At 46.0% G+C, this 14,205-nt stretch carries 14 protein-coding genes; 8 read left to right on the top strand and 6 right to left on the bottom strand.

What is annotated here, in order from left to right:
• Nucleotides 1–15: 15 nt before the first annotated feature.
• From V7Q33_RS18005 to V7Q33_RS18015, 3 genes are all read right to left on the bottom strand, one after another.
• Nucleotides 16–2,955, bottom strand: a complete 2,940-nt coding sequence (locus tag V7Q33_RS18005) for a hypothetical protein (protein WP_333820719.1) — start codon at nucleotides 2,953–2,955, stop codon at nucleotides 16–18.
• A gap of 96 nt (nucleotides 2,956–3,051) precedes the next feature.
• Entirely contained in the window at nucleotides 3,052–3,339 is a 288-nt protein-coding gene (gene gatC, locus V7Q33_RS18010) for an Asp-tRNA(Asn)/Glu-tRNA(Gln) amidotransferase subunit GatC (protein WP_331972443.1), read from the bottom strand.
• The gene (locus V7Q33_RS18015) at nucleotides 3,311–4,093 is read right to left on the bottom strand and encodes a lysophospholipid acyltransferase family protein (RefSeq protein WP_333820721.1); all 783 of its coding nucleotides are present in this window, start codon (nucleotides 4,091–4,093) and stop codon (nucleotides 3,311–3,313) included. Before V7Q33_RS18015 ends, gatC begins: the two co-directional genes overlap by 29 nt.
• A 125-nt stretch (nucleotides 4,094–4,218) precedes the next feature.
• Here V7Q33_RS18015 and V7Q33_RS18020 point away from each other — a divergent pair, with 125 nt between their 5' ends.
• Together V7Q33_RS18020 and V7Q33_RS18025 are read left to right on the top strand one after the other, a co-directional pair.
• On the top strand, nucleotides 4,219–5,043 hold the full coding sequence (locus V7Q33_RS18020) for a hypothetical protein (protein WP_333820722.1): 825 nt from the start codon (nucleotides 4,219–4,221) through the stop codon (nucleotides 5,041–5,043).
• A 231-nt stretch (nucleotides 5,044–5,274) separates the two neighbouring features.
• Nucleotides 5,275–5,571, top strand: coding sequence for a hypothetical protein (locus V7Q33_RS18025; protein WP_333820723.1), 297 nt, complete (start codon nucleotides 5,275–5,277; stop codon nucleotides 5,569–5,571).
• A 76-nt stretch (nucleotides 5,572–5,647) separates the two neighbouring features.
• Here V7Q33_RS18025 and V7Q33_RS18030 read toward each other — a convergent pair whose 3' ends face one another.
• The 3 genes from V7Q33_RS18030 to V7Q33_RS18040 all read right to left on the bottom strand — a co-directional run bounded on the left by V7Q33_RS18030 (nucleotide 5,648) and on the right by V7Q33_RS18040 (nucleotide 8,364).
• The gene (locus V7Q33_RS18030) at nucleotides 5,648–6,199 is read right to left on the bottom strand and encodes an acyl-CoA thioesterase (RefSeq protein ID WP_331978733.1); all 552 of its coding nucleotides are present in this window, start codon (nucleotides 6,197–6,199) and stop codon (nucleotides 5,648–5,650) included.
• A 173-nt stretch (nucleotides 6,200–6,372) separates the two neighbouring features.
• Nucleotides 6,373–7,713: an MATE family efflux transporter gene (locus V7Q33_RS18035; RefSeq protein WP_331978735.1), complete on the bottom strand. Its 1,341-nt coding sequence runs from the start codon at nucleotides 7,711–7,713 to the stop codon at nucleotides 6,373–6,375.
• A gap of 93 nt (nucleotides 7,714–7,806) precedes the next feature.
• On the bottom strand, nucleotides 7,807–8,364 hold the full coding sequence (locus tag V7Q33_RS18040; RefSeq protein ID WP_333820724.1) for an NUDIX hydrolase: 558 nt from the start codon (nucleotides 8,362–8,364) through the stop codon (nucleotides 7,807–7,809).
• A 268-nt stretch (nucleotides 8,365–8,632) separates the two neighbouring features.
• On the opposite strand from V7Q33_RS18040, the gene V7Q33_RS18045 reads away from it, so the two are divergent.
• The 6 genes from V7Q33_RS18045 (at nucleotide 8,633) to V7Q33_RS18070 (ending at nucleotide 14,124) form a co-directional block, all read left to right on the top strand.
• Nucleotides 8,633–9,229, top strand: coding sequence for a ribonuclease HII (locus V7Q33_RS18045; protein WP_333820725.1), 597 nt, complete (start codon nucleotides 8,633–8,635; stop codon nucleotides 9,227–9,229).
• Between the two features lie 103 nt (nucleotides 9,230–9,332).
• A complete protein-coding gene (locus V7Q33_RS18050; protein WP_333820726.1) occupies nucleotides 9,333–10,742 on the top strand; it encodes a serine hydrolase in 1,410 nt (469 codons plus the stop codon).
• Between the two features lie 111 nt (nucleotides 10,743–10,853).
• On the top strand, nucleotides 10,854–11,627 hold the full coding sequence (locus V7Q33_RS18055) for an NRDE family protein (protein WP_333820727.1): 774 nt from the start codon (nucleotides 10,854–10,856) through the stop codon (nucleotides 11,625–11,627).
• A 45-nt stretch (nucleotides 11,628–11,672) separates the two neighbouring features.
• Nucleotides 11,673–12,545: an alpha/beta hydrolase gene (locus V7Q33_RS18060; RefSeq protein ID WP_333820728.1), complete on the top strand. Its 873-nt coding sequence runs from the start codon at nucleotides 11,673–11,675 to the stop codon at nucleotides 12,543–12,545.
• Between the two features lie 178 nt (nucleotides 12,546–12,723).
• A complete protein-coding gene (locus V7Q33_RS18065; protein WP_331978747.1) occupies nucleotides 12,724–13,449 on the top strand; it encodes an ABC transporter ATP-binding protein in 726 nt (241 codons plus the stop codon).
• Between the two features lie 126 nt (nucleotides 13,450–13,575).
• Entirely contained in the window at nucleotides 13,576–14,124 is a 549-nt protein-coding gene (locus V7Q33_RS18070; RefSeq protein ID WP_331978749.1) for a cob(I)yrinic acid a,c-diamide adenosyltransferase, read from the top strand.
• The last annotated feature ends 81 nt before the right edge of the window (nucleotides 14,125–14,205 follow it).

The raw sequence follows: 14,205 nt of genomic DNA on the forward strand, positions 1-14,205 counted from the left end.
TTTGAACATTAAACTTTAAATCCTGAATCTTTTCAATCGTTCCAGCGCGCTGGCTGCGTAATCGTCAAAGCCCAGACGTGCCGCTTCTGCTGCATAAGCCTTTAGCAATCTATACGAGTTGGAATTTACCTGGATGGCTTCCGAAAGAATGGTATAGCCCTTCATGCCGCGCGGTTCGTGCGCTATAAAGAATGCTGATGCCGCCAGTATACCTTCTTCAAAATATGGATTGTAGGTCCCTATCACGTGGTATAGCTTCTTCGCACTTACCGTATCACCACTCGATTCGTTGATCAGCGCGGTGTACAGCATTTTCTCCAGTGTGCGTGAAGCATCGAAGGTTATATTCTTATTGATCTGCGTAGCGAGCGATCGTATCTCCTTACGCGAAGCCAGCATGCGCAACTCGGTGTGCCGCACGTCTTCATATAAAGCCTTGTCAGTTAGCTCAAGCCCAGCTATACGATTGAAAAGACGGATGGCAGGTTCATAAAGCTCCAGGTCATAATACCTGCGACTCAGATCGAGCATAGCCTGTGCTTTATAGTTGGCATTGCTGAATGTATTGACGATGCGATTGAACAACACTGAATCACCCAGACCAATGCGATAGCGGCAAAACTGGTATTTCTCACCATCGCTCAGGTTCATCGCCTCTGCTGCCGGTATAATCAATATCTTCTTCAGGGTTGAAGCGATTTGCCGTTCGCTCTCATCTTCGCTGCGGGCCACGGTATCCCAGGCTATAAACGCTTCGGGTATACGGGCAGCTTCGGTAAGTGCTATAGCGTTGTAGAATTTTGCATCCTTATAGTCGTAGGTGTCGGCAAAAGTAAAATACTCGGAGGCGCGTTCCGGATTACCCTGTTCCAGCGCCCACAAGCCCATGATATAGTTATACTTTCCCTGGTATGCCTGGCCTACATAAATCTGCTCGGCCATAATGCTGAGGGCTCGCGCCACATTTCCCTGGTGATAAAAAGCATTGGCCAGCGCTACTTTCAAGGCAATGCTGAAATCGCTGTTCAGCGAATCGGAAGCTATGGCATAGGCACGTGATGTGAATGTTGTATCGAGCGTCTTTGCATTTTTAATGATATAGTTGTTCAGCAACGTAGCGGTTTGCAGATTAAGCTTCGGCACGGCCAGCGGATCAACTTTAACATTTACGGGCTGGCTATACAGCGTAGACAACGCCAGCGCATTGGCAACCGTAGCGTGTGACGTTGTGTTGAAAACACCGAGTATAGAATCGGTCTGCAGCGGTATAAGCTCTGATGCTGCCATAGCAAAGAAATTGGCTTCTGCTGCATCTTTGGAGGCGGCATGATCGCGGGCAGCGCCTAAATATACCAGTGCCGAATCGAGGTTATGCACTTTTGCATACGCGAGCCCAAGGTTATTAACAAGAGCACCCGACTCCGGCATAATCTCATGGGCTTTTTTATAAGCATCGATGGCATGGAATATATCATTCTCCCATACAAACAGGTTGGCATCATTCGCCAGTGAGTACTCGGAAGGGTGCCTGAAGTTAGCGGAATGATAAGCATCGTGGGCTGCTTCAAAATTGAAGCGTGAGCCGCGGATCACACCCAATGCATAGTTCGAGCGATGATTGCTGAATCCGTTGCTTCGTCCCTGGTCATAAAACGATTCGGTATATACTTCATTACCCTGCAGTGAGTATAGGTCACCGGCACTGTTGTAGAACCCGGCCATGCCGTTGTATACATATTCTTTCCAATCGGATACAAAGAGAAATGCCAGCACAGCAATGAGGCCGGCAAACCGATAGGTGAAGTACGGCATGCGGTTAGGCTTGTACAGTACTTTATAAATAGGCATATTCTGCGCCAGCATCACTACAAAGTTGGAAAATATATAGGTAAGGAAGATGATGCCGAAGCCCGCATGACTAAAGATGGTAACATCGCGGATGATTTTGAGTGCCGGATCGTTGGCGTTACCCAGCAATTGACCGGTAGTAGCAAAACAGATCGCCCCAAGCGCTAAATAGAGATAAGCACCAAACGGATAGAAAGAAAGTATATTTCCATAGATCGCTTCCCTGTCGCGGTAGCCCCAGATACCCAGCACAGCCGAGAGCGTGAGCAGCAGGTATATATTGATGTAAATAAAATTCCAGTGAATGGCTCCCATCTCGTGCAGCGCGGTAATGATAATGTTCACCATGTAGATAACGCTGATGATGGAAAGATGCCGCAAACTCCTGGACGATCCCTGGCTGATGACGCGAATGAATGCCGCCAATACTTCGTGGGCAATCATCATAATAAATATCACCGAAAGGATAAGTCCGGGAGTATATCCCGTAAGGGTAAGATGATACATGGGCAGCGCCACTTCCGACAGGAACGTTACTACCAACGCCAGCACCACGGTAATCGCTATAAATACAACCAGTCGCGTTACAAAAGATGTAGACGTGCGAAAGCGGTTAAAATAAAATGCAGGCACCACGTATAGCACCAGCGCAGCCACCACGGGTATACGGTTGAACTGCCCTGCTATACCCAACACCTCCAGGCGCATGCCTACAATAAAAAGTATAAACAGTGCCATACTGGCGAGGTACCAGAATTTTTCCAGTGTTGTGATTACCGTGAGCAACACTACAGCACTGGCTACGAGTACGAACAGGAAAATATAGGAGGCCGTTGTATTGGGCACTACCGGGCTTCCATTGAAGTATTCGGTAATAGCATAACTCTCGGCGGGTATATTGAGGTGAAACGGTCCGAGGCGGAAACTATGCACCGTGGTTTCGATCGTTTTTTGTTCCTGTATCGTATCCCAGTGAATAACACCGTCTACACCTTGAAAGTATGAGAACCACAGGAACAGCAAGGCGAAGAAGAAGAGAGTGGCTGCAGCGTAGCCAGTCCAGCGATAATCTTTCAGCCAGTTTTTCCAGAAAAAAAGTGATTGCATATAACCGAATCAGAATAGAATTTATAGCACAAGTTTAAAAAAACAAACCCGGAAGATTGTGAAAACCTTCCGGGTTTGCTTCTCCGGTGAGAACGATCACTCTAATACTTTTGGTACGCGGAAGTAATCAGAATCTTTTTTAGGTGCGTTGCGCAGTGCACGTTCATGGCTGAGGTGCTCTTTTACTTCGTCTTCGCGCAGCACGTTTATTTCGTGGCTCATGGTAGTGAGGGGCTCCACACCATCGGTATTTACTTCTTTCAGTTTCTCTACCCAGTCTACAATAGCCGTCATGTCTTTCATCATTTTATCGGCATCCTTCTCATCGAACTCCAGGCGTGAGAGGTGGGCGATCTTATCCAGCAGTGCGCGATCTATATTCATTATTTACAATATTCGTTGGTGTATACCGTGTTGCAATGTGTCGTTTCAATTCCTCATCGATGGTGCGAAAAACTTTGTCCTTCAAAGCATCCACATCGTCCAGCGTAAGACCGGTTGTTTCTATCGGCTCATGAAAGATGACTTTCAGCGGATGCCAGCGAAGCAGGAACTGATCAGCCGGCAAAATTATCCAATTATATGGAATGGTTACAGGCACAATGGCAATTTGTTTGTCGATAGCCACCCGAAAGGCACCGTCTTTAAAACGGCCCATCACGGGCTCTTTTTCCGTTACAATGCCTCCTTCGGGAAAGATAGCCAGGCTTTTCCCCTCTTCGATCGCCTCCAGGGAGCGCTTTAGCGATGTATAGCGGCTTTTCAGCTTGCTGCGATCTACCGTGATGTGAAGCCTGCTATACATATATCCGAACAGCGGTATTTTTTCAATTTCGTTCTTGCCCACAAAAACCGTATTGTGATGGTTAAGGCCTGCGGTGGGGATATCCATGTATGAAAAGTGATTGGCGCAAAAGATATACTGCTTCTTCTTATCCAGCTTTCTGCGATACTCCACATGGAATGGGATGAACACAAAAAACAGCAGCAGCCGCGCCCACCAGCGGTTCAGTATACCAACCAGTTTAAAGTGCTTTGGAAACACGATGGGGATAAGCAGAAACGGAAACAGCAGGAGAAACAGAATCGCAAACACCAGCAACCCATAGGAGGTATGAATAACTCTCAATATTTTCACTTGTGCAGCAAATTACTTTTCCGTAAACGGATCTTTTACCAAAGATAGTTTAAATCACCCATTTTTCATTGGCTCACCGGATAACGAATTAACCCTTAACCTATAGCTGTAACCAATTTCGGTCTGTGGACAGACGAACAGAAAAATTCAAATCACTTGGGAAAGTATTGGGTGTTGGCGTTAGCAGGTGCACAAGAGATAAATCATCTGCCTTTATTATTCTATTTTTAAGTTGCGAAAAGGCAAACGCCGTTAGGCGCGATTTCGAAATGAAGACTTTCATATTAATCGGATTAACATTTTTAACATTCTCCTGTGTTGAAAAGCAAGGTCAACAGACTGAGCCAGCAGATTCTTCGCGCGCAATTTCAGAAATAGTCGACCAAGTTGACAATAAGATAGAAAAGGACAACTGCAATGCCTGGCTTGATGGGGCTGACTCCACTCTATCTACTGGTGACTATTTAAAGTATATTAAGGAGAATGGACGCATAAAAATTAAATGGGGAAGCAAAGATTTCACACGGACATTGAACCACAGTTTTGATTGTGACGCAGCGCCCCACTGGATACCAACTATTCGCTGGACGACATCTAAATACATCGGACTTGGTTACGGTTGCGGTTCACCTTGTTGGGGGACAATCATATTGCCATTGAATTCAAGGGACTCCGTTTTTGAAACAATGTATGACTTTGAAAAAAATCTAGAGCGAAGTCTGGTCGTTTATCTCGATGGTGAAGACTATGATAAGTTGACAATTGAAAATTGGGCGACCGGAGAGAAACAAGAGATAAAGGCCAGGATAACTTGCGAGTCAGCATTTCTTGGGTACTGTATTGACTCAATAAAATTTGTGAATGATGATCTTTACATCAAATGGGACGAGTCCGCAGGACAACGGGATAACAAAAAGGAAAACGTTGATCTAGTGAGAGTGGAGATATGAAATGCCCAAGCAATGTGTAGGTGCAATTTAAATTTGATTAATTATTTAAACTGCACATACACGAACGTTAGCAGCAATGGTATCTTACCAACTTACAAGTAGACGTGTGACCAAAGTTGAGCAAGCTTCAACAAATCGGTTTCATCATACAATTTAAGTTGACGAATGACAAAGAGGTCTAGAGAATTATTAAATTGGTTAAAGGAAGTTTTCAACTAAAAAAATAAACTAATGGCAAACATAGTTAAGGGACTAATTGCAGGAACAATCTTCGGAGTTGTTTCAATCATCCCTATGTTCTTTATGACATTTGAAAGCAAAACGAGAGCAATGACAGCTTCATTTATTAGCAGGTTTGCAATCGGGTTTATCATCTTCAACATGGACTTACCAATTCCAGGTTGGGCAAAAGGCGGACTCGTTGGGCTGATATTAAGTTTGCCAGACGCAATTGTTACAAAACAATATGGACCAATTTTAGGGCTTGGACTAATGGGTGGTCTGATTTGTGGTTTCATTTCAAAATAAGAAACGGGGACAAAAGGCCAGCCGCCCAACACAATACATAATTAAGGGTGGAACTTTCGACTGACAATTAACTATATCAGTCCAATGCAATAATGCAGCGTTCGTTTTTCAGGATGGTGGCCGCTGCCTGCACTTCGATCTTTGATTTGGCGTCATCGTGCGCTTCGCGCATCTGTCGTTTCAGCTCTTTCATTTTTATGGCTTCGATGAAACGTCTTACCTGCTCTTCGCTTTCGAGGATTAGTTTAGGAACCGTAGTTGGTTTATCGTCATCGCCTTTGGCTACCATGGTAAAGTACGATGAGTTGGTATGCGTAACGCTGCCGAGTTTTACGTTCTGAGCCTCTACACGTATACCTACGATGAGCGAAGAATTACCGACATAGTTTACGGAGGCATGCAGCGATACAAGCTCTCCTACTTCTACGGGCTGAAGAAATTCTACTTTGTCGACTGACACGGTAACGCAGTAGGAGCCGGCATGTTTACTGGCGCAGGCATAGGCTACTTTATCCATCAGCGAGAGTAAAATTCCCCCGTGTATTTTACCGCCAAAGTTGGCGTATGAGGGGATCATCAGTTCCGTAATCGTTGTCTGCGAGGCGCGAACAGGTTTGGCTTCAATCATGGGTAGTAATTCGAGCGGGAAATATAGATTAAAATGTAAAATTATTTCCCACAGGGTTCACGGATTTACACGATGAAATGCAAAAATATCTCCCACAGAACTCACAGATCGACACAGAATAAAAACCAAATTCTATCTGTGATTTCTGAGAAATAACATTCTGATACAACGGATTAAATAGCGAACGCTTCCGCGCGATTCATGGACCATTTCATGCGAATGAACATCGCGGTGGCCGTGAGCGTGAGGCCAATCAACAATCCCATCCATATACCTATAGCACCGTAGTTGGCTTTGAAAGCAAGCCAGTAACCAAGCGGCAGTCCGATGACCCAATACGAAACGAAGATAAAGAATGAAGGTATCTTAACATCCTGCAATCCACGCAGGGCAGAAGCGCACACTACCTGTGTTCCATCCGACAACTGAAATATAGCAGCAACAATCAGCAGCGATGCAGCAATCGGTATAACAGCCGGATCTGTTACATATAGTGATGGCAGCCACCAATTACCAACTATAAATACAATAGCAGCAACACTCATCAGCAGCATGGCCATACCCAACAAGGTATATACCGCCAGGCGCATATTCCTGAAATCCCGACTTCCCAGAAAATATCCTACACGAATGGTAGCCGCTGCAGCAAGGCCGGCTGTAGTCATATAGCTTAGTGTAGCGAGATTGATCGCGATCTGGTGCGCTGCCTGTGTTTTGGTACCGAGCCATCCCATCATCACTAATGAAAAGTCGAAGGCTGCGGCTTCAAAAATAAACTGCACGCCACTGGGTACGCCCAGGTGCAGCATCCTGGAGAAAAGCTTTCGGGAATAATTGCCGAACCGGAAGCCTGCGCGAAATCTGCGGAACGAAGGTATGAAGTATATATACACCGCTATACCCACGGCCATGAGCACGCGTGAAGTGAACGTAGCCCACGCAGCACCGATAAGGCCCATAGTGGGGAAACCGAGATGGCCGTATATAAATGCATAGTTGAAGATTATGTTCAGAATGTTTGCCCCGACCATTACCACCAGTGCCACACGGGTATTAGAAAGTCCTTCAGCAAATTGTTTGAAGCTTTGAAAGATCATCATCGGCACCAGCGAAAAGGTAACGATACTCAGAAAAGGTATAGCACGCTCCACTACCTCCACCGGTTGGTTGATGTGGTATAGCAGTTGTTTGCCCACTTCCACAACACCAATGAGTATAATGGCATTTACAACATTAATCACCAAGCCGTGGCGCAATGTTTCAATCACATCACGGTCGTTCTTCTGTCCATCGGCAGCGGCTACCAATGGCGTAATAGCAAACGATACGCCTATACCAAACAACATAAATACATTGAACACCACCAAGGCAAGTCCAACGGCTGCCAGCGACTCGGCATTAAGATGCCCTACCATTACGGTGTCGGTAACGCCCATCAGTACGTGGCCGAGGTTGCTGAGCATAACCGGGTATGCGAGGTGAAAATTTTCCTTAATATGCTGCCGGATGGTCATAGACAAAAAGTATTACAATCCCGTTTGCACGGGATATATAGTTTAAATGAAATAAAAAAGATTTCTCGTGATGCGGCTATACTTAGCGCAGCATCATATCCCTTTAAGCCGCGCGAGCGTCAGCAACCCGATAACACTCATACTATCGGTTATCTCGCCACGCATCACCATGTCTACAGCTTCTTTCAGGGGAAGTTTCCACACTTTCATATCCGCTTCTGTTTCTTCGAGATTGCTGGCACCATGTTCAAGATCTTCAGCAAGAAATATAAATCCCTCTTCGTCCGTTACAGAATTTGAAGTGTGCAGTCGCGCGATCTTCTTCCACTGCTTTGCTACAATACCGGTCTCTTCCTGCAATTCACGTTTGGCTGCGTCCAGCGGATCTTCTGTGAGTGGCGCACCACCTTCAGGAATTTCCCAATGAAACTCATTTAGCGCGTAACGAAACTGCCCTACCAGCCATGTATTTCCATCGGCATCTACCGGAATAACGCCTATCGCTTTGTTTTTAAAATGAACCTTTCCATAAATCCCTTTTCCTCCGGCCGGGTTCAACACCTGGTATTCGGTAACGCCAATCCAGCGGTTGTCATATTTTTGTTCACCCGATAATGTAGTCCACGGATTTTTGATTTCTTTCTGATTCATATTTCAATTCGAGGGTTTAATTCTCCATTTACCTGCGTTCTGTTTGTGCGCAGCCAGTACTGCCAACGTGCAAGCTTCAAAGCTATTGATTTCTTTTTTGTATCAGATCAAATCTATTTTAAGTTTGCAAACTGTTAACCGTTATCCGTTATCTGTTACATGTTAATAGTATCCAGTACCACGTGTACCATTAACGATTAACCTGTAACAGATAACGGATAACGATTAACTGCTAACGGATAACTACTAACGGATAACAACCCCAGGAATGTTACGATCTTCTTTTACGAAAGACCTGACTGAAGCCGGCTGCGATGAAGCGGGGCGTGGTTGTTTGGCGGGGCCTGTGGTGGCAGCTGCCGTTGTGCTTCCCAAAAAATACAGGCATAAGTTGCTTAACGATTCCAAGCAACTGAAGAAAGACGATCGTGAAGAGCTGCGTTACGAGATTCAGAAAGTAGCTATATCGTGGGCAGTGGCTGAAGTAAGCCATGAAGAGATCGACGAGATTAACATTCTGAATGCTTCATTCAAAGCTATGCACCTGGCATTAGACAAATTGCCGGAGACCCCGCAGTTGTTATTGATCGATGGCAATCGCTTTAAACCCTATCGCGACATTCGCCATGAGTGTGTGATTAAAGGTGATGCAACATATCTTTCCATTGCAGCAGCATCGGTGCTGGCAAAGACTTATCGTGATGAGCTGATGCAAAACCTGGCAACGCAATATCCCGGCTATGGATGGGAAACCAACGTAGGCTATCCTACTGAAGAACATCGCAATGGTATAAAACAACTCGGCATCACTCCGTATCATCGCCGGTCGTTTACATTGCTGCCGGAACAGCTCGAGCTTTTTTAAAGCTGCTTAATTCCAGCAGTGCACGCATACTACCTCTCATCCCCAAAACAATTCCGCACTTTCCGCCAATCGTTTTATATTTAGCCACTGCAACCTGAAACCTATGTTGAAGAGAATATTGTGCCTGCTGGCATTCAGTACAGGTATAACCTTTGGCCAGAGTAAACCATCTGTTTATGCTGATGCTTTTACGTTATTAGATGAATGGTTCAAAGCCCAGACGGAGTTTGATAATCTTCCGGGCATTTCGGTTGGTGTAGTCAAAGATCAACAGTTGATTTGGAGCCATGGTTATGGCAAAGCCGACATTGCTAAAAATATACCCGCCCAACCCAACACGATCTATAGCATCTGTTCCATTTCCAAGTTGTTTACTTCTGTTGCCATCATGCAATTGCGCGATGCCGGTAAACTTCGCTTAGATGATGAAGTTTCTGCGCTGCTGCCATGGTTCAATATAAAACAGTTGCCGGATAGCGGGCCAATCACCGTGCGCATGTTGCTCACGCATTCTTCCGGGTTGCCGCGTGAATCTGATTTTCCCTATTGGAGTGATTCCAACTTTCCTTCGAAAGAACAAGTGATCGCAAAGCTTGGCGATCAGAAAGCGATCTATCCTACTTCTACCTACCTTCAGTATAGCAACCTGGGCATGTCGTTGCTGGGATATATAGTAGAGCAGGTATCAGGTGTATCGTACGAACAATATATCAATGATAATATACTCAAGCCGCTGCGCCTCGCTGATACACGAACGTATTTTCCACAAGAGCTGTGGCATGGACGGATGGCTACCGGTTATAGTGATGCAAGCCGCAAGGGTGAACGCAGAATGCTCGACAAGTTCGATACGAAAGGTATAACACCGGCCGCCGGCTATACCTCTACTGTGGAAGACCTGGCGCGTTTTGCTTCATGGCAGTTTCGCTTATTGGAAAAAGGTGGCACGGAGATTCTGAAAGCTTCTACGCTGCGTGAGATGCACAACGTGCAGTATATGGACCAAAACTGGCGCACTTCGTGGGGACTCGGTTTTACGGTGGCACAAGTGGAAGGAAAAACATTTGTGAGTCATGGAGGATTTTGCCCCGGGTATCAAACGCTGCTTCAGATCAATCCAAAAGATAAACTGGCATTTATTGTTATGATCAATGCCATTGGCACGGATCCGAATAAATACTTTGAAGCCATGCGATCCATTGTTGCCAAAGCAACCGACGATAAGATTGATGAGAAGAAAGAAAATGATCTTGAGCAATATTGCGGGCTCTATGGTTTTAAACCGTGGGGTGGCGAAATGATTGTATCTACCTGGGGCGATAAACTGGCGCTGCTCTATATGCCGAACGATAATCCTAAAAACATGGTGCTGGCCAGCCGTGTAAAAGACGATACCTTCAGGCGCGTGCGCGATGATGGTGCGCTGGGCGAAGAGATAACTTTCGAGCGCGACAAAGCTGGCAAGATTATAAAAATATGGCGAAGCAGTAATTACCGCCTCAAATTGAAATAGCAATCACCGATCAGGATATAGCAGGAGTTGTTCACAGCAGCTCCTTTTTCTTTTCGAAACATGCCCGATCTTGTGTGGCAAAAAAGTATAACTTGACGCGAAAATTTCACCATGTGCCTGATCTTCTTTTCCCTTCGGCAGCATCCTGCATACAAGCTTATTGTAGCCGCCAATCGCGATGAATTTTATAATCGCAAAACAGCGGCTGCATCTTATTGGGAAGATCATCCGGAAATTTTAGGAGGTCGCGACCTGGAAGCCTGCGGCACATGGATGGCCATGACGCGCTCGGGCAAGATCAGCATGCTCACCAACTACCGCGATCCACAGAATATAAATCCCCATGCACCTTCGCGCGGCCAGTTGATAACGGATTATCTGCTATCATCCGAAACACCCGATATATACCTCCATCGTATTGAGGAAACCGGTAAACAATATAATGGCTTCAACCTGTTGGCAGGCACTATAGATGAGCTGTGGTATTATTCAAACTATAAAGAAGGCATTGATAAAATACAACCGGGTTTTTACGGCCTCAGCAATCACCTGCTGGAAACACCGTGGCCAAAGGTGGTTCGTGGTAAAGAAAAATTCAAACCGGTATTAAGCAGGAATATCATTGATCCGGAAGAGATATTTACCCTGTTGTATGATGACAGCATTGCTGCCGACAATCAACTTCCCAATACCGGGCTGACGCTTGAACGCGAGCGGGCGCTTTCTTCCATGTTCATCAAAACGGATAACTATGGTTCGCGTTGCTCTACGGTTGTGCTGGTAGACTATAACAACCATGTGTCTTTCAGTGAGCGCGTTTACGACCTGAAAACTTTTCAGTTCACCACGCAAACCTTTCAGTTCACAACAGAAGCCAGTGCTTAACCAAGCGGCTATCGGAATTGGAAAACTTTTCATTAACTACGAGCCATGAAGAAGAACGACAAGACACCGTTTATGCTGAAGTTTGTTCGCTGGGTTTTTCCGAAAGCCGAGCGACTGGCGCCTTCGTTAGCCTATAATTACTTTGTGCGATTGTTCTTTACTCCGCTTCGTTACCCGACACCCGAGAAAGAACGGAAGGCCGAAACATTCAGTGAAAAATTTTCCTTCACGGTAGAACATAAAAAAGTACAGGCCTATCAATGGGGCCAGCACAACCGCTATATTTTGGTGATCCACGGCTGGGCCGGACGCGCCACGCAATTCCGCAGATTCATAAAGCCCTTGCTGGCTGCAGGCTATAGCGTAATAGGTTTCGATGCGCCCGCTCACGGCAATTCTGAAGGAAAGCGCACTACGATCCTGGAATTTGAGCTGACGCTTAAAGAAATATATAGATTGAAAGGCGAGCCTGAAGCCATCATCGCGCACTCGTTTGGCGGTGGTGCTGCATTGTTCTCCGCTATGCATGGTTTGCCTGTTAAAAAACTGATCAACATTGCCAGCCCGACTATCGGTGATGAAATCATCAACACATACCTCCGCACCATTCACGGCTCTCCGAAAGCCGGAGCGTTCTTCAAAGATTTTATTGTACGCACGTACGGGCGCCCTTTCGATGAGTTTACCGCGCTGTATTTTATCCGGAACCTGCCTGCTCCCATCGACCTGTTGCTGGTGCACGATGCGGATGACAAGGAGGTAGCTATAAAACATGCCGAGGTTTTAATACAGGTATATCCTGCCGCCCGCCTTATTCGCACACAAGGGCTGGGCCACACCCGCATATTAAAAGATAACGAAGTGATCCGCGAATGCGTAACATTTATCACTTCCGGAGCGTCTGCTCTTCCAAAATAGCTGCCGCTGATGGACTCAGGGGAAGAAAATTGTAATATAAACGCAGATTCAGGGTATATTGAAAAGGAAACTTTTCAAGAATTGTACACATCCTTGTAATTAAACCGTTAAAACATAAACTAATATCCGGGCATTGTCGCGCAAACCAGCACAACCGGCATCCATAAACCCCCTTCGTATGAAAATTATCGAGACACATCACATCGCCAAGGTCTATAAGATGGGCAACAACATTGTGAACGCGCTTCAGGATGTTACCATTTCGATCAACAAAGGTGAGTATGTTGCATTCATGGGTCCGTCAGGATCAGGAAAATCAACGCTGATGAACATTGTGGGATGCCTCGACTCGCCCACCAGCGGCACCTACAGCCTCAACAATCAGCTGGTAAGTGAGATGACGGAGAACGAACTGGCCGAAGTACGCAACAAAGAGATCGGCTTTGTATTCCAAACCTTTAATCTGCTGCCGCGTGCTTCTGCTTTGGAGAACGTAGCGTTGCCACTTATCTACGCAGGCTATAGCCGGTCAGAGCGCGAAGAGATGGCCATGGCGGCGCTGGAAAGTGTGAGCCTGGCCGAGCGCCACCATCACAAACCGAATGAGCTCTCCGGTGGTCAGCGGCAGCGTGTCGCCATTGCCCGCGCACTGGTAAACAATCCTTCGATCATCCTGGCCGATGAACCTACCGGTAACCTCGATACCAAAACATCGTACGATATCATGAACCTGTTTCAGGAACTCCATGATAAGGGCAACACCATCATCATGGTAACACACGAAGATGATATCGCGCACTACTCACATCGCATCATTCGCCTTCGCGATGGTTTGATCGAGTGGGACCGCAAGAATGAAAATGTTACCCGAAGCAAGCCTGTAGAAGTTGCTACCGAAAGCTAGGCAACTGCTTCACTATATCTTCTCAATCCTGATTTCTATCGCTAACTTTCCCGTCACAAACGGCACGGTATATCATGTTGTGAGATCAACAATGACCGATGGCGTTGTTATAACATTTCTTCAGCTATGAAAATATATACCAAGACGGGCGATAAAGGCACAACGGCACTGTTTGGTGGCAAGCGTGTTTCCAAAGCAGACCTGCGCATTGAAACCTACGGCACGGTGGATGAATTGAATGCTTGGATCGGTATGGTGCGCGACCAGGAAGTAAATCAGAAGCGAAAAGATATACTGGTAGAGATACAGGACAGACTTTTTACCATCGGTTCTATACTCGCCACGGAGCCCGGCAACACCAAAGTAAAAATACCCGCGCTGTCATCTGAAGATACAGTCTTTCTCGAAAAACAGATTGATGCATTAGATGCTGAATTGCCACCGATGCGCTTCTTCGTTTTACCGGGTGGCCATCCATCCGTATCGAGCTGCCACGTAGCCCGCACCGTATGCCGCAGAAGCGAGCGCCTCATCATTGCCTTGCAACAGCACGAAGAAGTACCGGCCGAAGTAATCCAATACATGAACCGCCTCTCCGATTACCTGTTCATCCTCAGTCGTAAAATGTCGCAAGAGCTGAACGCAGAAGAAACGCCCTGGAAAGCGAGAATGTAAAAAGTTTAAGGTTCAAGGTTTAAAGTTCAAGGTTTAAGGTTCAAGGTTATCCGAAACATTGAACTTTAAACCTTGAACTTT

The organism is Ohtaekwangia sp., assembly GCF_036786105.1.
Lineage (GTDB): Bacteria > Bacteroidota > Bacteroidia > Cytophagales > Cyclobacteriaceae > Ohtaekwangia.